Source organism: Cognatundibacterium rivi, from assembly GCF_018139565.1.
GTDB classification, from domain to species: domain Bacteria; phylum Pseudomonadota; class Gammaproteobacteria; order Burkholderiales; family Burkholderiaceae_D; genus Undibacterium; species Undibacterium rivi.
This window is the reverse complement of the sequence record NZ_JAGSPK010000001.1, coordinates 676,924-702,145: the sequence shown is the minus strand read 5'-3', so window position 1 is coordinate 702,145 and position 25,222 is coordinate 676,924. Positions and strand designations below refer to the sequence as shown.

22 protein-coding genes are annotated in these 25,222 nt (G+C 49.7%); 10 read left to right on the top strand and 12 right to left on the bottom strand.

Annotated features, from left to right (window positions below):
* Window positions 1–39: 39 nt before the first annotated feature.
* The 3 genes from KDM87_RS03160 to KDM87_RS03150 all read right to left on the bottom strand — a co-directional run bounded on the left by KDM87_RS03160 (window position 40) and on the right by KDM87_RS03150 (window position 2,620).
* Window positions 40–648, bottom strand: a complete 609-nt coding sequence (locus tag KDM87_RS03160; protein WP_212677699.1) for a DUF502 domain-containing protein — start codon at window positions 646–648, stop codon at window positions 40–42.
* A gap of 54 nt (window positions 649–702) precedes the next feature.
* Window positions 703–1,023 (bottom strand): FmdB family zinc ribbon protein, encoded by a 321-nt coding sequence (locus KDM87_RS03155; RefSeq protein WP_212677698.1) that lies wholly within the window; start codon window positions 1,021–1,023, stop codon window positions 703–705.
* Between the two features lie 166 nt (window positions 1,024–1,189).
* Window positions 1,190–2,620 carry a high affinity choline transporter 1 gene (locus tag KDM87_RS03150; protein WP_212677697.1) on the bottom strand — a complete coding sequence of 477 codons (1,431 nt, stop codon included), beginning with the start codon at window positions 2,618–2,620 and terminating at the stop codon, window positions 1,190–1,192.
* 633 nt (window positions 2,621–3,253) lie between these two features.
* Here KDM87_RS03150 and KDM87_RS03145 point away from each other — a divergent pair.
* The 5 genes from KDM87_RS03145 to KDM87_RS03125 all read left to right on the top strand — a co-directional run bounded on the left by KDM87_RS03145 (window position 3,254) and on the right by KDM87_RS03125 (window position 11,038).
* Window positions 3,254–3,988: a ribonuclease T2 family protein gene (locus KDM87_RS03145; protein ID WP_212677696.1), complete on the top strand. Its 735-nt coding sequence runs from the start codon at window positions 3,254–3,256 to the stop codon at window positions 3,986–3,988.
* A 243-nt stretch (window positions 3,989–4,231) separates the two neighbouring features.
* Window positions 4,232–5,164 (top strand): hypothetical protein, encoded by a 933-nt coding sequence (locus KDM87_RS03140; protein WP_212677695.1) that lies wholly within the window; start codon window positions 4,232–4,234, stop codon window positions 5,162–5,164.
* A 235-nt stretch (window positions 5,165–5,399) separates the two neighbouring features.
* Window positions 5,400–6,650 (top strand): exonuclease SbcCD subunit D C-terminal domain-containing protein, encoded by a 1,251-nt coding sequence (locus KDM87_RS03135; protein ID WP_212677940.1) that lies wholly within the window; start codon window positions 5,400–5,402, stop codon window positions 6,648–6,650.
* Window positions 6,647–10,558: an AAA family ATPase gene (locus tag KDM87_RS03130; protein WP_212677694.1), complete on the top strand. Its 3,912-nt coding sequence runs from the start codon at window positions 6,647–6,649 to the stop codon at window positions 10,556–10,558. The genes KDM87_RS03135 and KDM87_RS03130 overlap by 4 nt, the downstream gene beginning before the upstream one ends.
* A gap of 150 nt (window positions 10,559–10,708) precedes the next feature.
* The gene (locus KDM87_RS03125; RefSeq protein WP_212677693.1) at window positions 10,709–11,038 is read left to right on the top strand and encodes a DUF2322 family protein; all 330 of its coding nucleotides are present in this window, start codon (window positions 10,709–10,711) and stop codon (window positions 11,036–11,038) included.
* Window positions 11,039–11,236: 198 nt separating this feature from the next.
* On the opposite strand, the gene KDM87_RS03120 is transcribed toward KDM87_RS03125, so the two are convergent.
* Together KDM87_RS03120 and KDM87_RS03115 are read right to left on the bottom strand one after the other, a co-directional pair.
* A complete protein-coding gene (locus tag KDM87_RS03120) occupies window positions 11,237–11,569 on the bottom strand; it encodes a phage tail protein (protein ID WP_212677692.1) in 333 nt (110 codons plus the stop codon).
* Window positions 11,570–11,687: 118 nt separating this feature from the next.
* The gene (locus KDM87_RS03115) at window positions 11,688–12,920 is read right to left on the bottom strand and encodes a hypothetical protein (RefSeq protein ID WP_212677691.1); all 1,233 of its coding nucleotides are present in this window, start codon (window positions 12,918–12,920) and stop codon (window positions 11,688–11,690) included.
* A gap of 333 nt (window positions 12,921–13,253) precedes the next feature.
* Here KDM87_RS03115 and KDM87_RS03110 point away from each other — a divergent pair, with 333 nt between their 5' ends.
* From KDM87_RS03110 to KDM87_RS03100, 3 genes are all read left to right on the top strand, one after another.
* Window positions 13,254–13,565 carry a single-stranded DNA-binding protein gene (locus KDM87_RS03110; RefSeq protein ID WP_212677690.1) on the top strand — a complete coding sequence of 104 codons (312 nt, stop codon included), beginning with the start codon at window positions 13,254–13,256 and terminating at the stop codon, window positions 13,563–13,565.
* A 430-nt stretch (window positions 13,566–13,995) separates the two neighbouring features.
* Complete coding sequence (locus tag KDM87_RS03105; RefSeq protein ID WP_212677689.1) at window positions 13,996–15,456, top strand: hypothetical protein; 1,461 nt, start codon at window positions 13,996–13,998, stop codon at window positions 15,454–15,456.
* A 272-nt stretch (window positions 15,457–15,728) separates the two neighbouring features.
* Window positions 15,729–16,433 (top strand): substrate-binding periplasmic protein, encoded by a 705-nt coding sequence (locus KDM87_RS03100; protein ID WP_212677688.1) that lies wholly within the window; start codon window positions 15,729–15,731, stop codon window positions 16,431–16,433.
* Between the two features lie 56 nt (window positions 16,434–16,489).
* Here the strand turns inward: KDM87_RS03100 and KDM87_RS03095 are convergent, their stop codons facing one another.
* The gene (locus tag KDM87_RS03095) at window positions 16,490–16,630 is read right to left on the bottom strand and encodes a DUF3149 domain-containing protein (protein ID WP_186884739.1); all 141 of its coding nucleotides are present in this window, start codon (window positions 16,628–16,630) and stop codon (window positions 16,490–16,492) included.
* A 299-nt stretch (window positions 16,631–16,929) separates the two neighbouring features.
* On the opposite strand from KDM87_RS03095, the gene KDM87_RS03090 reads away from it, so the two are divergent.
* Both KDM87_RS03090 and KDM87_RS03085 read left to right on the top strand, forming a co-directional pair.
* Complete coding sequence (locus KDM87_RS03090) at window positions 16,930–18,105, top strand: GNAT family N-acetyltransferase (protein ID WP_212677687.1); 1,176 nt, start codon at window positions 16,930–16,932, stop codon at window positions 18,103–18,105.
* A 161-nt stretch (window positions 18,106–18,266) separates the two neighbouring features.
* Window positions 18,267–19,076, top strand: a complete 810-nt coding sequence (locus KDM87_RS03085; RefSeq protein WP_212677686.1) for a substrate-binding periplasmic protein — start codon at window positions 18,267–18,269, stop codon at window positions 19,074–19,076.
* A 3-nt stretch (window positions 19,077–19,079) separates the two neighbouring features.
* On the opposite strand, the gene pssA is transcribed toward KDM87_RS03085, so the two are convergent.
* The 6 genes from pssA to ubiE all read right to left on the bottom strand — a co-directional run bounded on the left by pssA (window position 19,080) and on the right by ubiE (window position 25,162).
* Window positions 19,080–20,465, bottom strand: coding sequence for a CDP-diacylglycerol--serine O-phosphatidyltransferase (gene pssA / locus KDM87_RS03080; protein WP_212677685.1), 1,386 nt, complete (start codon window positions 20,463–20,465; stop codon window positions 19,080–19,082).
* 48 nt (window positions 20,466–20,513) lie between these two features.
* Complete coding sequence (locus KDM87_RS03075) at window positions 20,514–21,140, bottom strand: methyltransferase (protein WP_212677684.1); 627 nt, start codon at window positions 21,138–21,140, stop codon at window positions 20,514–20,516.
* 3 nt (window positions 21,141–21,143) lie between these two features.
* On the bottom strand, window positions 21,144–22,709 hold the full coding sequence (ubiB, locus tag KDM87_RS03070) for a ubiquinone biosynthesis regulatory protein kinase UbiB (RefSeq protein WP_212677683.1): 1,566 nt from the start codon (window positions 22,707–22,709) through the stop codon (window positions 21,144–21,146).
* On the bottom strand, window positions 22,706–23,278 hold the full coding sequence (locus KDM87_RS03065; RefSeq protein ID WP_212677939.1) for a ubiquinone biosynthesis accessory factor UbiJ: 573 nt from the start codon (window positions 23,276–23,278) through the stop codon (window positions 22,706–22,708). The genes ubiB and KDM87_RS03065 overlap by 4 nt, the downstream gene beginning before the upstream one ends.
* Window positions 23,279–23,479: 201 nt before the next feature.
* Window positions 23,480–24,397, bottom strand: coding sequence for a Tim44 domain-containing protein (locus KDM87_RS03060; RefSeq protein ID WP_212677682.1), 918 nt, complete (start codon window positions 24,395–24,397; stop codon window positions 23,480–23,482).
* A 30-nt stretch (window positions 24,398–24,427) separates the two neighbouring features.
* On the bottom strand, window positions 24,428–25,162 hold the full coding sequence (gene ubiE / locus KDM87_RS03055) for a bifunctional demethylmenaquinone methyltransferase/2-methoxy-6-polyprenyl-1,4-benzoquinol methylase UbiE (protein ID WP_212677681.1): 735 nt from the start codon (window positions 25,160–25,162) through the stop codon (window positions 24,428–24,430).
* Window positions 25,163–25,222: the final 60 nt, after the last annotated feature.

Sequence of the window (25,222 nt, the reverse complement as noted above, 5' to 3'; positions counted from 1 at the left end):
AATGAGTTGATCAAGCGGCAGCTTGTGGCTGCAAGATCTTTATTTCTTATCGGTGGGGAGATGCTCGGGAGCCACCACGCCCATGGAAACAATATATTTGAGCGCCGCATCGACACTCATATCCAACTCTATCGCATCTGCTTTCGGCACCATCAGGAAAAAACCTGAGGTCGGGTTCGGCGTTGTCGGCACATATACGCTGACAAAATCGCCTTGCAGATGATTGACGACGTCGCCACCCGGCACACCGGTCAGAAAACCGATGGTCCAGCAATCACGGCGCGGATATTCAATCAACACGGCTTTACGGAAAGCATTGCCGGATGACGAAAACAAGGTATCGGACACTTGTTTAACGCTGGAGTAAATCGAATTCACAATCGGAATCCGGTTCAGCAAGCCTTCCCAAATACGCACAACATAATTGCCGATGAAATTTCGTGTCAGCAAACCTGTTACAAAAACAATTAACACTGTCAGCAAGGCACCGAGACCCGGCACCTTAGTGCCAAACACCACTTCAGGCCGCCATTGCTCCGGCAACAGCAGCAAAGACTGATCCATGGTTGTGATAATGGCGTGCAACACCCAGAAGGTGATGCCCAGAGGAACCAGAATCAGCAAACCGGTAATAAAATATTTACGCATAGTGTTCAGTCAAGCTCAGTCTAAGTAGTGTTTCATGTGCATCGTTGACAACGATCAGCTCGTTGTCTTGTCACTGGCAGCGGCCGGAGCTGCTGATGTCGCCGCTGATTCTGTCACCGTTGAGGCGCTTCCTGCGACGCTACCACTATCAGTTGCAACAGCCGGTGCAGATGTTCCTGCAGAACCACCGGAACCGCCACGGAAATCCGTAACATACCAGCCAGAACCTTTCAGCTGAAAGCCAGCGGCAGTGACTTGTTTCTTAAATGATGCTTTGCCACAAGAAGGGCAATCTGTCAGCGGTGCATCGGAAATCTTTTGCAATACGTCTTTGGCAAAACCACACTCTTCACAACGGTAAGCGTAAATCGGCATACTCTCGCCCTAAAAAAACTGATAAAACCCTGAATTATAAAGGTTTTCAATTGAAATTTGCGCATTGCATCAACAAGCGGCGCGCTCAGTAGCGTTCAACGCCGGCCTGCGTCACTGGCTGGCACCATTGTGGATGCGGACAAAAAGCGCCGCCACAGGCTGGAAATTAGCGCAATGACGTTTTTGCCCGCCCCTGATATTGTGGCAACAGCGAACCAAGGATCATTCCCGCCATACTCATCAAAACGCCGACCAGTTGCGGTGGCCAGAAACCCTCAGGTGCGGTTAGTTCCAGCGCAACCCAGCAAGTAATACCGAAAATAATCGACACCAGCCCGCCCTGCGCCGTTGCCCGTTTCCAGTACAAACCAAATGCCAGGGGGACAAACGCAGCCACCAGCGTCACTTTGTAAGCATTTTCCACCATCTTATAAATGCTGGACTCGGTATTCATGGCAAAGATGGTCACGATTGCAGTAAATACCAGTACCACGACCCGCATCATCAACAGGAACTGTTTATCTGACTGTTTTGGGAAAAATGGTTTCAGAATATTTTCTGAAAAAGTGACCGACGGTGCCAGCAACGTGGCGCTGGCGCAGCTCTTGATCGCCGACAGCAACGCGCCGAAAAACATCACCTGCGCCAGCATCGGCACTTTATTCATGATCAGCGTCGGCAAGATCAGTTGTGAATCTTTATCGATCAGGCTGTTCACCATGCCAGGGTCAATCAGCGTGGCGGAATACGCAAGAAACATGGGAATAAACGCAAAGCAAAAATACAAAACGCCGCCGAGTATCGATGCGTTACCGGCAATTTTTTCATTTTTCGATGAAGCAACGCGCTGAAAAACGTCCTGCTGCGGTATCGACCCCAGCATCATCGTGATCCAGGCAGCAAAGAACCACAGCATTTCCCTCGCTGTCGGAGACGGCCAGAATTCAAATTTACCTGCCGCCGCCGCATGTTCGATCACGACGCCGGCACCACCCACCATGCCGGACACTTCCCAGCCTATGTAGACCATACCGACCACGATAATGATCATTTGCAGAAAATCGGTAATCGCCACCGACCACATGCCGCCCATCAGCGTATAGATCAGCACGCTGGCTGCGCCAATGATCATGCCGGTTTCCATGCCGATGTAGCCACCTGAGACCACGTTAAACACCAGCCCCAGCGCCTTGATCTGTGCCGCCACCCAGCCCAGATACGAAATCACGATACACAAAGTAACCAGAATTTCGACCGTGCGTCCGAATTTATTCCGGTAATAATCGCCTATCGTCAGCAGGTTCATGCGGTACAGCGGTTTGGCAAAAAATAAACCAACCAGCACCAGACACAAAGAAGAACCAAACGGATCTGCCACCACGCCTTTCAAACCTTCTTTGACGAAAGTCGAGGAAATCCCCAGCACCGCCTCAGACCCGAACCATGTTGCGAATACAGTGGCAGTCACCACGTACATCGGCAAAGAGCGTCCGGCAACAGCAAAGTCCTTAGAGTTATTCACATAGCGCGCCGCGTACAGGCCTATGCCAACCGAGATAACCCAATACAGGATAACGAACCAGATAAGTGTATTCATGAAGTGGCGTGTGTCAGGAAACCAATAAAAAAACCCGCGAATTTTGAGCGGGCATTATAAAGACATAGGAGATCAGAATATACAGTGAATAATCACTATTTATATAGAGAAACTCATCAGTTTTCGGTATCACCGCCATGAGCTATGTGTCTCTTCAAGCTTTACAGCTGTGCAAGTGCATACAGTTTCGTTCGTAACTGTCATACCCACGTAACACTCAGCATATATAGTGCGCGTCAGACATGTGAACGTCTCCCCTCGGATTAACCATCCATTCGGCAGCCTGATAAGGCTGCCTTTTTTTTGCTTTTTCGACAGAAAACGCCCCCTGCATACAAACTATCGCTGCGAACAGCGTCGCAGCACTTTGGCAACAGTCGAACAATCTCGCAGAAATCGTCATAAAACAACATTTGCGGGGCCAAATTGCCCGGTGCGTAGCCGCGCAAATCGTTAGTATATTTAAATTACAAATTTGTCACATTGTCGTCATATCCTGACGGTAACTTTCTCAAGTCGCCACACTGGCGATAAATCCGGCGCGTTCATGTCTCAGCGATGCGCTTTCACCTCACTGGCATCTCAGTGTATGTCGATTTAAAAACAAATAAACATTAACCTCAGGGAAAATCTATGTTGTCTAAATTAATCAAGGCGTCAGTCGCTCTATGTGTTTCTATGCTGGTCAGCGTTGCGGCACAAGCGCAATCGTATGACTTCGTTTTACTCGCCGCGTCATGGCAGCCTGGCTTTTGCGTCACTCACAGCAGCAAACCTGAATGTCAGAATCTGAAAGGCACTTACGCTGCCTCGCATTTAGCTTTGCATGGTCTGTGGCCAAACGCCTACGATGGCAATCATCCGCAATATTGCAATGTTCCACAAAGAGATATCGATCTGGACGCCAGCAGCGCATGGTGCAGCATGGATTCTTACGGCGCCAGCAGTTCTACCTTGTCGGTACTCAGCACTTATATGCCAGGCGTGCAATCCTGCCTCGATAAACATGAATGGTTCAAACATGGCAGCTGCAGCACTAAAACAGCCGACAACTACTGGGGCGACGCCAGCAGTCTGAGCAATCGTCTGGGGCAAACTGCACTGAACACGCTGATCGCGAACAATGTAGGTAAAACTTTGTCGCGTTCGCAATTGCTGGCAGCCGCAAATACATCGTTCGGCAGCAGCGGCTCGTCCGCAGTGTCGCTGAAATGTACCAAAACCAATGGCGTCAGCTATCTGACTGAAGTCTGGGTGAATCTGAATAAAAATAATCTGAGCCAATTCCCGGCATCGACATCGCTGGTTACGAATGCGAATGTGGCCGGCACCTGCCCAAGCACGAATATTTTTATCGCCAAACCATAATAACTGTGGCGTTGCGTTGCTGACGGCATTCATCATGGTCGAATTGTCGTAGACCGAAAAATTTACGGTAACGGTAATGGTGACGGTCATGTTGACGCTGACGCAGTATGCGACGCAGGTAAAAATGAACACGGCTATCCGCTGGTCTGACGGATAGCCGCTTCATACAACATCAAACAAAGCATCAAACAAAACATCAACAAAAAAACAATACAGCGCCAATCCACCCTCGATAGTCATTTCATGTCCCACAAACAATTGCTGATATTTTCCATCTTTCTCAGCAGCGTCGTGCTGATGCTGGTATTCGCCACGCAAAATTCTGGTGGCAGCGATCATGCGCCGATCAGATTAGTCATGCACGGCAGTTCATCGGCAGCAAGTGGCGACAGCAATCACGTAAACGATACGCGCCCCGGCGAAACGCTGACGACAAACACCGTCATTGCCGATCCGCTGGAACAAAGCAAAGATTTACGCGCGATTTTTGAACAAAACAAGAATGCACAGGATGCCGCACGCCAGCAACTGGCTTATCGCGCCTGGCGCACCTGTGTGCCGAATTTTGCAGGTGCCGATGGCGATACCCTGCGCCAACAAATGCAAACACTGGCAGATACGTCCCCACAAAAAATCGCATACAAGCAACTGACAGAACGTTGTAAAAATTTCGATCAGCTCACTGCGGATGAGATACGGCAACAGCAGCAGATACAGCAAGCACATTGGTCCGATGGCATGGTCAGAACAGCCGGCGAACGCGCAAGCCAATTGCTGCAGCAAGAGCAGTACGCTGGCGCGATGCAAGCGGCCAACGCTGCGTTAGCGACGCGCAACCCACAGGCGCTGGAATCCTTGCGCGGCTTTGTCAATGCCTACCTGCGCAGCAATAGTCTCGATGAAGAACAACAGGCAACACTCAGTATTCGTGCAAAAGCATTCACGCTGGCGGCGTGCCAGCTCGGTTATCCATGTGCCGCTGACAGCCTGCAGGCGACCGAGCAATGCGCGTACAGCGGTGTCTGTGACGGAAATATCCGTGAACGATTGCTGGCAGCATTTCCGCATGATGCTGGCGGCGACAAACAACGCCAGCAATTATTAAGCGACAGCACCCGCATTCTCAAAGAGTTGCAAACAGCGCACCCGGATATGCAAACGCTGCTGAATCCCTGAATGAATATGAGTCTTCCCAGCCATTTTGGCTCTGTGAAGCGCATAAAATATAGGGCGTTCATTTCCAAGATTTCAAATATCTGATCAGACATTTTGCAGGCAGCTCTGGTAAAGTCATCGCTATAAATTAACACCATAGACAAGCACAGCGATGCCTGACCCGCCCCGGAAAGCCAGCAAAGCAGGCGGTCCGGACAAACTGACATCGCACTGCTACCGCATTCAAAGGTTTCCCTTGCGCTTCATTCATACTTCCGACTGGCACCTCGGCCAGACCCTGCATCAGTTTGACCGCAGTGTTGAACATCAGGCTTTTCTCGACTGGCTGAGCGATACACTGGTCAGCGAGCAGGCTGATGCCTTGCTGATTTGCGGCGATATTTTTGATACCGCCAATCCTTCGGCGGCCGCCCAAAAACAGTTTTACCGTTTTCTGCAACAAAGCAAAAACCGCCTGCCGCACTTACAGATCGTCATCATTGCGGGTAACCATGATTCGCCGGGGCGTCTCGAAGCACCGGCACCTTTGCTCGATAGTCTGGATGTGACTGTCATTGGTTTTGTACCGCGTTTAGCTGATGGCAGCATCGACATTGCATCATTGCTGGTGCCGCTGAAAAATGCACAGGGTGATATTGCCGCCTGGTGTATGGCGATTCCGTTTCTGCGCCCGGGTGATGTACCGCGCATAGACAACGCGAATGATCCGTATATGGAAGGCATCGCGCTGTTATATCGTCAGGTCTTACAACACGCAAACGACATCCGCGCACCGCGGCAAGCCATCATCGCGCTGGGTCATTGCCATATGGTGGGCGGCGAAATTTCTGAAGAATCCGAACGCCGCATCGTCATCGGCGGCACAGAAGCTTTGTCAGCAAATATATTCGACGGCAACGTCGCTTACGCGGCACTCGGACATCTGCATCTGGCGCAAAAAATCGGCAAGCAGGAACACCTGCGTTATTGCGGCAGCCCGCTGCCTTTGTCCTTCGCCGAAGTGGACTACCGCCATCAGGTATTACGCGTCGAACTGCAAGACAATCAGGTCAGCGCGATTACGCCGCTGTATGTGCCGCGTGCAGTTGCCTTATTGCGCGTGCCGGAAAAGCCGGCACCGCTGGCGCAAGTGCTGGTGGCACTAACCGCACTCGATATTCCGCACGATACGCCCGCCGAACGTATGCCATTTCTGGAAGTGCGCGTTCGGCTGAATGCGCCTGAGCCAGGCTTGCGTGCCGCGATAGAACAGGCCATCGAAGGCAAACCCGTGCGTCTCGCTAAAATCGAAACCAGCTTTGCGCACAGAGATGTCAGTGCAACATCCGATGTTGCGCTAGCCGAACTGGAACGGCTGCATCCGGATCAAATCTTTGATCGTCTGTATCAAAGTAAATTCGGTGATGAAAATCAGACCGGAACACCGCCGGAAATCAGCGCGGCGTTTGCCGAATTATTGCTGGCAACACCTGAGGTGCAGGCATGAAAATTCTGGCACTACGGGGTAAAAATCTGGCCTCACTGGCGGGGGAATTTGTCGTCGATTTTGAACAGGAACCCTTGCGTTCCGCTGGCTTATTCGCGATCAGTGGCGCGACTGGCGCCGGTAAGAGCACGCTGCTCGATGCGCTCTGCATGGCCTTGTATGAAAATACGCCGCGCTTGGTAAAAGCCGGTGGCAATAAAACCCTGCCGGATGGCAAAGAACTGATCTCGCAACAAGACACCGGTAACCTGCTGCGTCGTGGCACGGGTGAAGGTTATGCCGAAGTGGATTTCACCGGTAACGATGGCATCAATTATCGTGCACGCTGGAGTGTGCGCCGTTCGCGTAACAAGGCGAATGGCAGCTTGCAACCAACCACGATGACGCTGCATCAATTGCCGGAAATGCTGGCCATTGGTGGCAAGAAAACCGAAGTCAAAGATGAAATCGTCAAACGCATAGGTCTCAAATTTGAACAATTCACACGCGCTGTTCTGCTCGCACAAAATGAATTTTCCAGCTTCCTGAAAGCCGATGATAACGAGCGCGGCGAGTTACTCGAAACGCTCACCGGCAGCGATATTTATTCTGCACTGTCGATCAGTGCTTTCAAGCGCGCCAAAGACGAACGCGAAGCGCTGGAGCGTTTTCACAGCCGCCTCGCTGACAATCAGCCATTAAGCGATGAAGAACGCGCAGCGTTGGAACAGCAGATCGCCACCGCGCAAACGACACTGGAAAAATTGAGTGTCCACATCGCCGCTATCGAACTGCATCTGCGCTGGTATCAGGATGCCGAAAAATTCGCACAAAGCGAGCAGGCTGCGTTATCGGACGTGCAGGAACGCGAGCAGGCGTGTGCCTCCAGCATTCCGCGTCAGCGCAAACTGCAACAAATCGATACGGTGCAAAGCGCTCGCCCGCTGATCGCCGACATCACCCGCCTGCAACGCGAGATGACGCAAGATCAGGCAGCGATAGAAAATGCTCAGCATCAGCTGCAGCAAGCGCAGCAGGCGCAACAACAAACGCAGGCAGCATATCTTCTCGCGCAAAACGAATTACAGAGCAAAGAACAGGAACAAGCAGCGGCCGCTATTGCACTCGATCAGGCCAAAGCGCTGGATGCCAGTATAGAAACGATGTTGCCTGCGCATCAAGCTTTGCAGCAAAGCAAAGAACAAGCAGATATCGCATGCCGTGAAGCCAACACGGTAGTTGAAAGTAAGCACAACGAACTGTTGCAGTTGCAAAAGCGATTGGCAAACGCAGCACAGTGGTTGCAACAACACACCTACCTACGCGCGCTCGCCGAACACTGGGACAAATGGGATGCCTTATTTTCTCAGGCCACCGTTGCCCGCGCCGACCACGAACGCCATCAAGCCAGCATCCTCGCACTGGATGCAAAAAAAGTGTCGCAACAGGCGCAAGCGGCGCAACATGCCGCCAGTCTGCTCAGCGCGGAACAAGCACTGGCCGCCGCCGATCAGCAGCGCCAGCAAACTGCACAGGCATTTGCGCTGATCGATTTCGTCGCACTCCGTCGCGACAAACAAAATGCTGAAGAAAAACGCGAACAGCTCAGTAGCGGTCTGCAATTATTAGCGCAGTTACAAGAACGTGAAACGCGTCTGCAGCAACTGCAAACACAAAACCAGCAAGCACACTCAGCGCTGAAAGCAGCACAAGATGCGAGTGCGCAAGTGAATACGACATTGCCTGCATTCAGCGCGGCTTTACAGCAAGCAGAACGCGCACTCAGAACAGCAGAGACCGCCTGTGCCGATAATGTAGAAAGTTTGCGTGCGCAATTACAGGACGAAGCACCCTGCCCGGTGTGTGGGGCAACGACGCATCCATATGCGCAGGCTGACAGCAATCCGCAATTGCACGCGCTGCTGATGCAACTGCAAGCGCAGGTGCAGGATTGCCGCCAGCAAGAACAAGCTGCACGCGAAAAAATCAGTCACCATCAGACACTGGCGACACAATACCGCCAGCAACTGCTGCAACTGGAGCAGGAACTGACCACCGAGCGCGATCAAATTACGCGCCTGCAGACACAGTGGCAACAACACGCCATGTTTGCGGCTACCGCATCAGCAGAATTATCGTATCTGCAAATATGGCAATCGCTGGAACAACAGCAGCAAGCACTTCAAACTCGTATCGCAGAAATACAAAAAAGCGAGGCCCTTTATTATCAGGCCTTGCAGGCCAAAGATGCCGCGCAAGCCGCATGGGATAAAGGACATCAGTTATATCTGAGCTTAAAAGACGCACATACTATTGCGTTGAACGCGATGGCAAGCACCGTCGCTGAGCGCGCGAATATCGCGGAACAAGCGATACACAGCCAGACCCGGCTTAACGACCTGCTGAATGAACTCGATGCCGCTTTCACCGTTGCGGATACTGACAGCGATGGCAACAACGATGTGCAGGTATCCTGGCGTGAACACTGGCAGGTTTCTGCTACCGCATTCCGGCAGCAATGCAAACAACATGCACTCGACTGGCAACAGCAGCAACAAACACATCAGCAAACCGAACAAGGTATTGCAACGCTGAATATCAGTCTGGAAAGCAGCCGCACTCAACAGCAAAAAGCCAACGATGAGCAGCAACGTATCGCGCTGGCACTCAGCAACAGCGAGCGCGCGCTCAGCGAAAAACAACAGCAACGCCGCGCGCTGTTTCAGGGCGAAGCCGTGGCGATCGTCAGTGCACGCTTTGCCAATGCGATACAAGCGGCAAAAGACCAGCTCACGCAACAAACGATTGCGACCAGCGCCAGCCAGCAACAGCTGAGCCGCAGCATCGAAGCACTCGTCCAGGCAGAAGCGCGGCACAGCTTGCATCAGCAAGAAGCGATCAACGCACAAACACAACTGACGGCATGGTTAGCGCACTACAACGCACAGAATACCGACACCAGACATCACGACAGCGGAAGTGATCATGATGATCCCAGCCGCAGCGGCATCCTCACCGAGGCTGAGTTACGCACACTGCTGGAACATGACAATGCATGGATCAACGCCGAACGCAGCGCACTGCAAGCGATCGCCAATGCGCGTCAACAAGCAGCAACGGTATTGCAGGAACGCCGCCAGCAAAGCAGTGCTCATCAGTTACAAGCCCCGCCAGAGTTATCGCTGCCAGATGTTGCAGCTTCCGACGATACCGCAGACACCGAACACACAACAGCAACCAGCGACAACGTTGACAACAGCAACGCAGCACATATCACGCATTTGCGGCAATGTCTGCACGCACAGCAAAGCGATCGTCAGCAAGCGCAACAGCAACTGAGCCAGCGACAGCTGACCAAAGCGCAGGACGATGCGCGTCGCCAGCAATCCGCCAGTCTGTTAGAGGAAATGCAGCAGCAACAACATCGTCAGCGTATCTGGGCGCAACTCAACGATCTGATCGGTTCGTCGGACGGAAAAAAGTTCCGCAATTATGCGCAGCAATACACACTCGATGTGCTGCTCGCTTATGCCAATCAGCATCTGCACCAATTAGCACGGCGTTACCGCCTGCAACGCATACAAGACAGCTTAGGTCTGATGGTGATAGATCAGGATATGGGCGATGAAAACCGCTCGGTACATTCACTGTCCGGCGGCGAATCTTTCCTGGTTTCACTCGCCCTCGCGCTAGGCCTGGCCTCGCTGTCCAGCAATCGCGTCAAAGTCGAATCGCTGTTCATCGACGAAGGTTTCGGCAGTCTCGACGCCGACACCCTCAGAGTCGCGATGGACGCCTTAGACAGCCTGCAAGCCCAGGGCCGCAAAGTCGGCGTGATCTCGCACGTGCAGGAAATGACCGAACGCATCGCAACCAAAATCATGGTGCAAAGAACAGCCGGAGGACGAAGTTTGGTGGGAGTTTTATAACGATCAGGTTTTATCGTGTAATCCGAAATCCGCTGACATTGAAAATGATTCCGGGATGACCTTAGAATGCCGACATTCGCGCATACGCCGACATTCTCCAACATTTGCAACTACTATTTTTCTGTTCACAATTTTTTTGAAAGAAACCCCATGCAATTCAGTGAAGTCTTAGCCACCCTCCCCAGCATTGATCATATCGCAGCGCTGGAATTATCGGATGGTGAGGTGCTCGTCGCCAGACTGGAAAACAAGCCGGGCACGGCAGGCAGTGTGCGTGTCTATCATGCGTTGGGCCTAGAGTTCGGTGAGATCAATGCCGCAGCGGCAGAAAAAGGGCTGCGCTTGTATGCGGAACACACTGCCGACGCTAAAGCGTTTCCAGGTAAGCATCCGAATATCGACCGCTTACTGACACTGATCAGCAATACCACTGACGGTAATGGTGCGCCGTCTCTTGTGGTTCGGCTTATTCAGCAATAACACTCAGTGAGTGGCGGTATTCAGTATTGACGTGCTGTTCGCCTTTCCCTTAATAAAAATGCGCCTCAGCAGCCATCAATGGCTTACGAGGCGCATGTTCATTAGGGGATTGATTTTAATTCCGTATTTTTGAATTAATTGCTGAGTTTTTGATTGGGAAAATGCGCTCAAAACGCAGCAAGTCATTTTGAAAAACGATCAGACAAATTTGATTAACTGCGTCAGCGTGATGTTTGCGGGTCTACTCTCAGCGGCACCCATTTCAGTTGAGTCTTCGACCGCAGAACGAGTGCCAACATCTGACAGCGGAATATGAAATTGTCCGTCACTACCACCGAAGCGATAGCCGATTGCAGCGAATAAAAAAGGATACTGCGCAACGTTCAGAGCTCTGCCATCGCACACCATCCATCCGGATGACTCAAGCATATTCTTTGTCGTATCCCCCGCAAATGCCACGACACTGCCGACAGGTACGTCATGATGAATAAAGCCGGGAGAGTGGGATATTGCACTACCTGGTATTGTCATAGCGGTCTCTTTCAATTATTGCTGGTGATTCGGAAAATCTAAAATGTGGGTGACAGTGCTTTTTGCCAAAAGCATTCCGCCCTATTTAAACAGAGAAAAAAGTGCTCGCTTAAACTAATCAGGAATCCATCATCATCGATGCGCTTTTCGGGCGACGCAACAGATCGGTCAGTACCTGCCAGCGCAAATCCTGATTATCTGTTCCTGCGCGTTTTTCTATGTACGCCTGCACCACATCCTGACCAAGATTGTAGTTAATCACATACGAGCGCAGATGTTCGATAAAACGCAGCCGCTGTGCAGAACGCGCGGCATCCGAAAGACTGTATTTCATCAGCATTGCCAGCGCGCGTTCTTTGTCTATTTCGCCATCCAGATATTGTTTCGCCACCATATTGCCGGCATAAGACAATTTTTGTAATACGGCTTGTATCTGGTAATAGCGTTCGGCTTTGGCCGGATCGATACCAGCCAGCGGGAATAATACTTCCCGCTCAAACTGCATACGCTCTGCATGTGGGAAGGCGACGTCGATACCGTAATTCGCGCTGCCTTCAGCCAGAAACGACATCGGTGAATACAGTGGATAAATCGCGTATTCTATCCAGCCTTTTTCTCTGACCAACTCGTTTTCTATCAGCACGTTGAAGACATGGTGCCCGGGATAAGCTTCATGGCTGGCAAGATCAATTGCACGGCTGATGAACATCGGAAAATCGGTGTTCACTTCAATCAGACTATGGCTGTTTCCTTTGTACCAGTTATAGGCGCTCCAGACTTTATCCGTCACATAAGCAACCTGAAAACTTTCATGTTCCGGTAAGGCGATATAACGCCGGGTACGCGCGCGGGCTTCGTTGATAGCGGCAGTAAAAACAGCATCAAGCTTATCGCGTGGAATTTCAAATGCCTTGTTGTATGCAGACAATCTCGCATTCAGATCGCTGCCTTGAATATCTGCGGGTATAAGTGCCGCCAGTTCTGCCAGCGTGACGTCAAGATCTGCGGTGGTCAACGATGGGGAAACAGCATCGTATAAAGCTTTTGATTCCGCATCGAATGGTAATTTTCTGCCATTCAGTTGCACGACAAAAGCTCTTACTGCATGTAACTGCAGACGTAAAAATTCCTGACGTTCAAGCTGGTCTTGCGGCGGCGTCGGCAAAGCATCGGCCTGCTGCAATAAGGCATCGGCTTGCGCTGCTAAATCTGACAGGGGAATTGCTGGCGATTGCTGTGCTTCGGTTTGCCAGGATGGCGGTCCGATATACGCATCAACATAAGTGCTGTCATGCTGACCGACAGCAAGGACGAGTTTGACGTAGTGTTCCGCAATCTGATTCAGAGTCATGGCGTTTAAGAAAAAAGTAAGTGTGGAAGACAGAGCTGAGACGATAACACGCCTGCGTTGTTGCGCAGCCTTGCAGTATAAGCATTTTACTTTTGATATTCATACATCCACACTGACCGCACATGAATCTGTTTGACGAATCGTTTATTTGCTTTATTCCTGCATCCGGCGTTTAATTCGTTTCGCACAGAAAAGAGGCGTACAAAAATTGACGGGACAAGACGGGGCGGCGAAGCAAATTAAATAGCCGCGACGTAATCCGGAAGATAAACCGCCGCTTCTCATCATGAATTCTCTGGTGCAACAGGCCAGACTGACTGAAAAAGAAAAACGATGATAGATGGATTAATCGCCGGGCGCATGTATGGCAGCGCCGAAGAACGTAGCGGACAGGCAGATTCTGCTTATGTGACTTGTAAGGTGCGTGCTGCGACAGATGATGGTGACACAATCATGTGTAATGTGATCGCCTTTAATGACAAGGTGCGGCAGGCCTTGCTTGCGTTGAACGATGGTGACAGCGTCTCTTTGTCCGGCGCTCTGACACCGAAAGTCTGGGTTGATAAGCAAGGAAAACCCCGCCCCGCCATTGATCTGATAGCACATCAGATTCTGACTGCTTATCCATCAACGACCTCTGCCTGATTAAGCAGGTGTGCAATCCTGTGCGGCGTGATTGAACTGCTGAAAAGCAGATTCGCCATCCCAACAAGCACTCGCTGCGCTGATCTTGCCCGTATCCGCGCGGCGATAAGTTACCCCGCATAAGCAAAAGCTGCGAGCTTCTGACCGGCACCAGGAATGTTCTGCGTCCGTGAAATTTGAGACATATACCCTTCAAGTTTGATTTAAGAAAAGCATCTGCTGCCCATCGGGATACCCGCTAGGGAAAACGATCAATCTATTTAACTTGCTATTTCATTCATTCAGGCTACACTGACAATCTTACATAAAAAGTAAGATAAAAAAGCAACAATCCCGTCAGCACTGCTATTGAACACTCCACGCTATCGGGTTCCGTTTCAAGCCTCAGATCAACCTTACATTGTTCGCAGTAACATCTCAGGGAGAAGGTATGAAAACGCATCTGAAATTCGATCATTCCAAGAAGACCAGGCTCAGGCAGATACACATTTTCTGCTCGGCAACGATAGTTGCTGGCTGGTTGAGCAGTCAACCGCTACAGGCACAAACGATGCCGGCGGATAGCGGCAAATCCAATGCCATTGTCAGCGCATTCAAACCGGTTCCGTTACCAGATCCTAAAATTCCCGGTTATACCTACCCTGTCGCAGCAGAAACGATTACTGCCTGGACAAAATCTCCGAAAGGACAAATTGAGATACAAAAACATGCATGGGGCATCTGGACGGCGTTGACACTTAATTCAGGCGAGACCTATCAGGGGCAGCCTTTGCGGGTCTTTGAAACCTGGGAAACGCCAGAAGATATTATGACCGCCAGTTCGCAAGCATTAATGAATAAACCACGTGTTCCCAACGTACTCACACCATTTCATCAATTGAACCATGCAGGGTTATTGAAGACGACGCAGGGAAAAGAAACGGTGCTCGGCTTTGTCAAATATGATCCGATTGCCGCAACGCATATCCGCGCAAATAATCTGTTTTCAATCGCAGCATTAAACAAAATGCTGGCGGCGAATGAGACCAGCATTCCGGCTTTTCCTGCGCCGTCCCTCTCGCTGAAACCGGTATTTCAGACTTTAAAAAGTAAGAGTCTGGTTCAGGCAAGATATTTTCAATTATCGGTCTGGCCCGGTCCGCCAAAAACTCCGGTTTCATTTCCGGCTTCCGACTGGAAAACATGTGTCTGGATCGATACGCAGGATACTGGCACAGAGAAATTATCCGGTGGTGTCGATAACAAATGTGCGGCCGATGGTTCGTCACGTACAGCAGCAAACACCTATGGTCTGAAAAATTTTATTCACTTTAAAGTGGATGCCACCAACGCAGAGTTACTGAACAAATCGACTGAGAATTTCAAAGGTATCGCAGCCGGTGATTATTCGGTCCTCGTCGCTATGCATGTCGGTAGCCGTGAAATTACCGAATGGACATGGCAAAGTTTCTGGTGGACGCCAGCCCCCGATATGCCGCCAGCACCGAGTTCAACAGCGATAGCAAAATTGCGCCCTGCCGCATTGCAAGGCGCACCGCGCCATTACGCTCATTGTGCGGCCTATCAGACCTTGTCTCCACCACAACCTGAGACTGGCGGCAAAAATGTCGGGGAATCCGTTTACTGTTACAACCCATATCTGGAAGCAGGATTCGGCCCGAGTGATTTGCCAGACTCCATTCCCGGTAAATATATGGGACAAACCGTAGCCAATAACGTTGGCGTACAAACTAACTGCATGAGCTGTCATGCTGCCGCAAATTTCAATCCTAAAAACCTGACGACCGCACCAAATTATTCCGGTGATCGTTACCTTGGTTTAAACGATCCGCGCTTTAAGGGAACGCTGCAAGTAGATTTCCTATGGTCGATTCCTGGGAATGCTAAATAACGCAACCTAAGCCAGTACCTGCCTGTGTAGCGGTGTCATTAGTTTGATGCCGGAACGCAGGTTGGTGCTATTGCGGGTGACATCTGAAGTGCGGCCTGGCCACAATTTCTCGACATACGACGTGGCATTCTCCCCACACTTTCTTTCCTGGTTGCATTACCCATCAGAATCAGCCAACATTAAATCGTGAAGACGATGCCGTTAGTGAGACATCGTTGACTTTATTTAGCACGGTGATAAGGGCTGACATGAGGTTTTTCCGGATATATGTATTGCTAAGTTGTCTGCTGACGAGCTGGGAAGCGCAAGCACTGGAACTATTGTTTCATGTGTCAGCTTTACCACCTTATGTCAAAGACGATCCACGTCAGGGTCTGGTGCCGGAAATTGTTACCCGCGCCTTTGCCACGCAAGGCATACAGTGTAAGTTTATCCGCTCGAATAACAAACGTATGGAAACTGAGGTGGAAGCGGGAACTGCAGATGCGGGGTTTGCTGGAATTCCGGTCAATAACCCAAAAATCTTTTTCTCCGACACCGTCATCGAGTTTGAAAATGTGGCTGTCACGCTGAGTGATAAACGCTTACAGATCAATTCCTTATCTGATCTGTCAGGCAAAAAAATCGTTGCGTTCAGCAACGCGCAAAAAGTGCTTGATCCAGAATTTACGGTGGCTATTAAAAACCATCGTTCATATTCAGAAGTAGGTGATCAGGCGTCTCAGGTACCGATGCTGGATGCCGGCCGGGGAGATGTTATCTTGCTGGATTTACGCGCTTTTCTGTATTTCGCGAGGTTATTGCACGGCAAAACAGAGGCGACGAACCGTTATACGGTACATCATTTATTTAAACCGACTCCCCGCTTGCTTGGCTTCCACAAAAGTGAACATCGCGATCACTTCAATAAAGGACTGAAAACGATACGGCAAAGTGGCGAATATGCCGCAATTCTGAATAATTATCGTAACGACTAAAACAAAATCAAGGTGACCAAAAGCACAAGGTCACCAATTTCATAGATATCTGCAGCTTACCGTTCTTGCTGCTCTTCTTCACGCATGTGCGATAAGAAATAGCGAATAAAAAATATCCCCATGCAAATCATAAAAATGATTCCGGCAATACTCATCAGGCCGTAGTCAGTAGAAAACAAGTCGATTAACAGTTTCATTTCCGTTCTCCTTTAAAGTTTTTACTGCAGGAAGTATGGAGTGCTTACTCTCGTCTGCTGTTGATTTGTATCAAGGGACGACCGTAACAGATTCAGAACACTTCATGTGTACGAAAGATAAGGCAACAAGGTAACGAGAGAAATCTATGCTGCCAATCTAAAGACAAGCTGATTGATACTGGCCATTCTTCCTTGCAAAAAAATAACTTTTATGGGATAAGTTACTTGTTTCGTTTTGTAACGTACCCTATCAAACAGGCAAACAGATAAAGTTAAATCAAAGCAATATTTTAGTTTCTGTGAGCTCGCCACATTTATCTTCGATGCACAACCTCAAACAAATCATCATCAGCCAAAAAACAGATTTCGAAACTCTTGCGACAGCATGGCGAGCTTTAGAGACGAAAGTCAACTATCTGCTCCCGTTTCAAACCTACGACTGGAACTCCGCATGGTGGAAAGTATTTTCTGGTAAATCCTTCTTTCATCAACATGAACTGGCTATTTGTGCCGTTTACGATAACGATCAGTTGGTTGCAGTGATGCCGCTGATGAACACGCATGTGGGCTTGCATCGTCTGTTCCTGTACCGCTACGTCCGGCCTTTCGGCGGCGACCCCAATCTGACCGAATTACGTGTTCCCCTCACATTGCCGGAATATGCAGAGAAAGTTCTGCAACTCTGGGAAAATTTAACTCGTTGCGAAACCTTAGGACTCACTGAGTTTCAGATCATCGGAGCAAAAGCGCCCACAGATCATTTCATTCAGAATAATAAGTCACTCTTTCCGCTGACTGACCGCACGATTCCTAACTTCGTACTCACGCTGGGTGAGGACTGGGATAGTTTTAAATCTGGGTTAAAGCGTAACATTAAAGAATCCCTGCGCCGCTGTTACAACTCGCCCAAACGAGACGGTCTGAACGTGGGTTTCCGCGTTCTCCAAGGTCGTGCGGCTATCGTTCAACAATTACCGATGTTTTATGCGCTGCATGGTGCGCGTGCGTCGGCAAAAGAGACGATAGATCATCCTGATTATTTCTCTCATCCACAACACAAGGCGCTGCTGGAAAATCTGCTTGATACGCCACTTGCTGATCGCATGTGTTTATTTTGTCTTGAGTTGAATGGCAAAGTCGTCGCGATGCGACTGGCATTCAATATGGGTGATGAACTCTATTTATATTATTCAGGCTACGATCTGGATTATGCGCAATACAGCGTCATGACAACCTTAGTAGCAGAAGCAATCCAATGGGCGATCGGACAAAAAATTCAACGCCTGAACCTGTCAATTGGCGAGGATGTATCCAAAACCCGTTGGGGCCCCGCTGTAATTAACTATGTTGAGTACCAATGCGTCAAAAACAGCGCGTGGCGCAGGTTTGTCGGAAAGCAGATTTTCCGCTTGAGAAAAATCAGAAATAATCAGCGATCGCAACTCAGCCCAGCCAACGAAGACAAGCCAGGCTGATGCAGGTGGAAAAAAAGAATCATTGTGACGATGTGTTACATTCACAGTGATTACCTGAAATCCTCTGGCTCTGACTCTGGAAACGGTTTACATTGGCAATATGTGTACACACATTTTGTTGTTCACTGCAATTTGCCAACAATTTGCTGCCGATGATGATCATGTCCCACATTGACTGTCACCTACCAATCACTACCCACTATCGCAAATTCGTAGCGATCTGCCTGTTATTTTTCTGCTCTTTGTCTGACGCACAAGAGTTACAGATCCTGACTGAAAACTGGCCACCGATTTCTTTCGGCAACGATACGAAAGCCGAAGGTATGGCGGTAGAGGTCGTCAAGGCAATACAGGCAAAAACAGGGAATACACAAGCCATTCAGGTAGTGCCATTTGCGCGAGGATACAAAGCTTTACTGGATGAGCCTAACGTTTTACTTTTTACGGTAGGACGTTCGGAGGAGCGCGAAAAACTCATGCACCTGGTGGGCCCAGTTGCGATCTCGTACATCACGCTGTACACCCGTAGAGGAAATGCGGCTAATTTGTTGAGTCAGGGAGATGCTATCCGCAAACTGAAAGTCGGTGCTTATCGCTCCAGTATTTTTGCCGACACAGCGCGTAAAAAAGGTTTTTTCAATCTGGAACTGGCGGTATCGCCTCTGGTCATCGCCAATATGCTGATGGCCAAACGCTTTGATTTATGGGTGGAAGGCAGTGTTGTTGTACCCTCGATACTGAAAGACATAGGCTACTCCAGCGATGATGTTGAGCCTGTCATGGTGCTTGATGCACTGGAGCTATATCTGGCGTTTTCCGCTAAGACGCCAGCCTCGACGATTAAGATATGGGAAGAGGCATTACGCGCCATCAAGAAAGACGGTAGCTTCGCAAAAATCTATCGTAAATGGTTGCCTGACGAAGTCCCGCCCATGCAAGTCATTCATCTCTCTCCGCCAACACAACCTTAACTTTTACAGCACCCGGTAAGCCAGACGATCCAGTCTGATGGTACTCAGGCGTGTCAGTAATTTCCGGACTGGTTCCGGATAATCTTTTACCTTCTGCAAAGAACGATAATCACTGATCAGCGTCGTATGTTCAACGATGCTCGCCAGCTCTGCATTTCTTTGTGCCAGTAACTCTTGTTGCGGATCATGGATTAACAGCGCGTTTTCCAGATCAAGACGGAATGCCCTGGGATTCAGATTATTTCCGGTCATCAGTGCGTAACACTGATCTACCCACAATCCTTTCAGATGATAGGTATTCTCGCCATCTTTCCACAGGCGTAATCTGAGCTGATTTTTTTGAATGTCCTGCTGATGCGCTTTGGCGAAACGTCTGAGGTTGACCTCATACAGATAAGGAAGAGCCGAAATGACTTTAAAAGGCTGCTCCGGTGGAATAAAAAAATCATTCGCAACTTTATCGCCGACGATAATATCAACGCTCACTCCGCGTTTCAGTGCGCGATTCACTTCTCTGGTCACAGCACGGGGAAAATTGAAATAAGGAGTACAGATAATAATCTGCGACTTACTCGCCGCAAGCAACTGACATATCGCTTTATTCAGTGGATTATTTTTACCAACGCCGACCAATGGCGTCACACTCAGCGCAGGCGGCGTCTCTGAATACTGCCCGATAAATTGTTCATTGAACTGATAACGCGCCTTTTTTAACTGCTCGCGAAAGCGACGAATGTCATTGCGTATGCTACGTGTGGCAGGAATTTCCGCCTTATCGAGGCGATGTACCGCTGAGGCCAACAGCAAGTGCTGACGTATAAAATCGACCATCGTGGTCGCCAATACAGAATTCTGAATCAGTAAATAACGGTCATGCCGGTATTTTTCCTGCTTATGCAGATACACGTTATTAATACTGGCACCGCTATAAATCACCACATCATCAATAACAAAACCTTTAAGGTGCAAAACACCAAACAACTCGCTGGTCTGTACCGGAATACCATACACTGGAACGCCTTCAGCATGCACCCGGCTTAGTTTTTGATACCAGGCGGCATTTCCGGTTTGTTGCCCGGCCTGTCTGCGTTCGCCGATCAAGCCACGCTGCGCGCGGTGCCAATCCACCAATACGGCAATGTCCAGTGATGGGCGTGCGGCTTTCGCAGTATACAAAGCCTCCATGACTTCGGCGCCAGCCTCATCATTTTGCACATATAAACTGCACAGATAAATTCTGTGTTTTGCACTGGCGATCTGTTTCAGCAATTCTTCCCGGTATTCAGCCGCACCCAACAAGGTTCTGACCGCATCCGCCTGCAATGGAATAGCGGGTAACTGATCTGTGCTCAAACGGGGATTCAGATAGCGCATAAGTGGGTATTTCAAATAAGACACGTGCTGATAGTAGCACTGTAGATCATCGCTAAAAAAGGCTTAACGGGCATTCGTCGCCGGGCTCCGCTGCCAGATCTGCCAACGCTCGCGGCCTTCGAATACGGCAATCGAATCGTTCACTGCCCGATCTGTCAATAACGTGAAATGAGGCGCCATTAACTCTTGCCAGATCTGATCCGAGATAGAAAAAGGCGGGCCTTTCTTGCTCGCGTCCGCATTCGTATCAAAGAAAAAGTATCCTGCCAGCAAAGCTCCAGGAGACAGAAGTTCAGCCCAACGCAAGACAATCTCTTGTCGCCTTACCGGTGGTAAAGCGCAGAAAAAAGCGCGCTCGTAAATCAACTCTGGTGCCTGTGCGGGTTGATACTCAAAAAAATCAGCTTCAATAACATGGCGGGACCACTCCCCTATCGCCATCTGCGCGCTTTTCACAGCGGCCGGAGAGAAATCGATTGCTGTCACGTCCCAGCCAGCCTGCGCCAGAAAAGCCGCTTCGTAACCGTTACCGCACCCGGGTATCAGCGTTCGCATTTTGCTGGGGGCGGTCAGCACAAAATCGCGCAAATCCTGTGGAACAGCCCCTTTATCCCAAGGCGTAAAATTTTTGCTGAAACGCTCGTCCCAAAAGCATGAATTATTCGGATCTCTGCTGACAAAATCTGCCATGACTCAGCCGATAAAATAAAAATGAAGCAATAGCTGCGCTGCGATAACGCCTGCGAACAAACCACCACCGAAATAGATAATAACTTTCAGCAAGGTATTGGTGCTACGCTGCTCCGACAATAATGCAGCAAGCATTTCATTACTATTATTTTGTTCGCCAGCCCGGCTCAGAGCCTGATGCGCAAGCCGCGGCAATTGCGGGAAGATGTGACTGTAACGTGGTGCTTCCGCTTTCAATTTATCCATCAACCCACGCCAGCCCACCTGCTCGTTCATCCAGCGTTCGAGATATGGTTTAGCGGTTTTCCATAAATCCAGCTCAGGATCGAGTTGACGTCCGAGACCTTCAATATTCAGCAAAGTCTTTTGCAATAAAACAAGCTGAGGCTGAACTTCAACATTGAAACGGCGCGATGTCTGAAACAGTCGCAACAACACCTGACCAAAAGAAATATCTTTCAACGGCCTATCGAAAATCGGCTCACAACAGGCGCGGACAGCCGCTTCCAGCTCATCCACCCGCGTATCCTTAGGCGCCCAGCCAGATTCGATATGCGCTTCGGCTACACGTTTGTAGTCACGCTGGAAAAATGCCAGAAAATTTTGCGAAAGATAGTCTTTATCAAAATCATTCAAAGTGCCGACGATACCGAAATCGAGTGCAATATAGCGCCCGAAAGTGGCCGGATCAGTTGAGACCAGAATATTCCCCGGATGCATATCTGCATGGAAAAAACCGTCGCGGAAAATTTGTGTAAAGAAAATCGTCACACCGTCACGTGATAATTTCGCCAGATCGACACCCGCTGCCTGTAATTTATCGATTTGCGAAATCGGTATGCCATTCATGCGTTCCATGACGATCACGGAGGAAGAGCAATAATCCCAATACATTTCCGGCACCAGTAACAAATCTGAATTCTGAAAATTCCGTCGTAACTGGCTGCCGTTCGCAGCTTCCCGCATCAGATCGAGTTCATCGTGCAGATATTTGTCAAACTCGCCGACCACTTCTTTTGCCTTGAGACGCTTGCCATCAGCCCATAAAGCTTCCAACCATCCGGCGGCGACCTGCATCAGAGCGACATCTTTATCTATCGTGTCCTTCATGCCGGGACGCAGCACTTTCACTGCAACTTCACGACCATCTTTCAGCGTGGCGAAATGCACCTGAGCAATTGATGCCGATGCCACCGGCACGCGATTAAAGCTCGCAAATAATTCATCCGGATGTGCGCCCAGAGATTTGGTAATTTGTGCTACTGCCAGATCTGGATCAAACGAAGGGACGCGATCCTGCAACTTCGCCAGTTCATCCGCGATATCAGGCGGCATCAGATCACGCCGGGTGGACAGTACCTGCCCCAGTTTCACGAAAATCGGCCCCAGGTCTTCCAATGCCTTACGTAAACGTTCACCACGGGGAGCCGATAAATCACGCCAGAATAGCAACGTCTCGATCAGGCGTGCAGTACGCGGTACTTTAAGACCGGAAATGGCGATTTCATCAATCCCGTAACGTAAGGTCACGCGAATAATTTTAAAGAGCCGTAAAAACTTCAATATCATCTGCGCGTCCTTTCGAGTTTCTCGATGCGCTTGATGAGACGCTCGACATCATCACGAGTTTTATTCACTTCTGTAGCAAATCCCTGCACCGCCGCCGGACGAACCAGCAGTGGGTTTTCTTCGAGAAAATATTCCGCCAGATTTTCCTGAATTTTAAGATGCGTCTGCTGTGCGTTTTTAAACATCGATTTAGCGCCATCGACGATACGAACCGCAGCGATATCACCAAATATTTTACTTAAATCGGCTTCGGCTTCCCATTTTAATTCCTGACTCAGGTGGGAAATCGTATTCGCAAAATCAGCATCTCCTTCAATCTTGACATAGGAAAATGCACGTTCACGATTCTGCACCATCAATGGCAGATCGCTTAGTCTGGCACGGATAGTCACATCGGGAGATGTCTGCGCATCAGCAGACTCCAGGTAGCCATCAACCCCGACTTTCAAACGTAATTGAAATGCATGCAAATCGATACAGGCGATTTTGCCAGCATGTGGCAGGAGCTTATTTCTGGCCCAGGTTTCCTGTGCCAGCAAATGATTAATGAAGGGAGCAGTTGAAATCATATCGTTGAGAAAAGATTGACTCAGCTTTGTGCAATAGGCAGGTACTTTGTCGAGACACGATACCGGCGGATAAAGCTGCGTCATTCTTAATAAAAAACCGCCCGACAAAATGACGGGCGGTCTTTAGTTTAACAGCATATGCGGCCTGTTATGTTCGATCTGCATCAGGACTTATACGAATCAGGCTAAGTCCTGCTGACATCATAATTGTTGAATACCTGCGAGTACCCAACCACCCTGACCATTCACAGGTTTAGACAAGTTCCAGACCTCGGCAAAAGCTTCTGCTGGTGCATTGGCCGCTTCTTTGATCATGCCAGTAAATTTAACACTCGCCAGATGATCGCTACCGATGTTTTCTATCCCCAGCAATTCAGCGTCAATCGAGACAACATCAGTCACATTCGCAGTGGCGCCGCGTTCCTGAATTTCGAGTTTCAACTCTGCATACATTTCCGGAGTCGTGAATTCACGCAAATCATTAATATCGGCCTTATCCCATGCTGCCTGCAAACGAATGAAATATGTTTTCGCATTACGCAGGAAAGCTGGCACATCAAAATCAGCAGGAATGCTCCAGTTCGCTGCCGGTGCAGCGGCAGAAGAAGATCCACTCGCCTGATATGCCTGTGGCTCCAGACGCGAACCAATTTCTGGCGTCGCAGAGGAAGGCACGCCCGCATAAGCTGGCGGAGCAAATGCCGACGGCGCATTCGTATTCGCTTTATTGCCGCGGAACAAACGGATAACAAAGAAAATCGCAAAAGCGATCAGCGCAAATGTCAGCAAAGAACCTAACATGCTGGCCATCGCGCCACCCAGTCCGAAATGCGACAAAGCTGCGCCCAACAAGGCACCACCAATCAGACCACCAACGATGCCTTTCCATGGGCTCGCTGGCTTAGGCGGAATCGCTGCTGCAGGCGCTGCAGCCGGAGCTTGTGCTGGCCGGGCCTGATTAGCATTGTTCATATTCGATGGTGGCGTGGCCTGACGCGAGACATTGCTTGACTGGCGACCAATAGAACCACCACCGCCCATACGTTTGGCGTCGGCATCATGCATCGTCATTGCGAATGTGCTGGCAACCATCACCATGGCGAGTAAAAATTTCTTCATTGATGTCACTCCTTTTGCTTCGTCAGCGATTTAAAGTTTAATACCAGTGTGTAATGCGGCCACACCTGCCGTCAAATTAAAGTATTGCACTTTTTCAAGACCCGCTTTTTCCATCATGCCTTTCAGCGTTTCCTGATCAGGGTGCATGCGTATCGATTCTGCCAGATACCTGTAACTGTCAGCATCACCCGCTATTTTTTGCCCCATCCACGGCAAGAAATTAAATGAATACAAATCGTAGGGCTTTTGCAAAATTTCCGGCACTTTAGAAAATTCCAAAACCAGCAACTTACCGCCAGGCTTCAACACCCGCTGCATTTCGGCTAACGCCTGATCTTTATGTGTCATATTGCGCAAACCGAAAGCCACTGTGACCCGATCAAAATAATTATCCGGAAACGGCAGCTTTTCTGCGTCACAAAGTAACGTGGGGGTGATCAGGCCTTTATTCAAGAGGCGATCGCGGCCAACCCGCAGCATGGATTCGTTAATATCCGTGTGCCAGACTTCACCCGTCTTACCTGCTTGCTTAACAAATTCTTTCGTCAGATCGCCAGTACCACCGGCAATATCCAGTACCTTGAATCCCGGACGGACACCTGCCTGTGCAATAGTGAACATTTTCCAGATACGGTGCAGACCAGCAGACATCACGTCATTCATGATGTCGTATTTCGCGGCCACCGAATGAAATACTTCGGCAACTTTATGCACCTTCTGGTCTTCTTCGACAGTGGTATAACCGAAATGGGTAGTATTACTCATGATCTCAAGGCTCCTATACGAAGTCGCATTATAGGGGAACTGAGACTGGCTTGGCAGCTG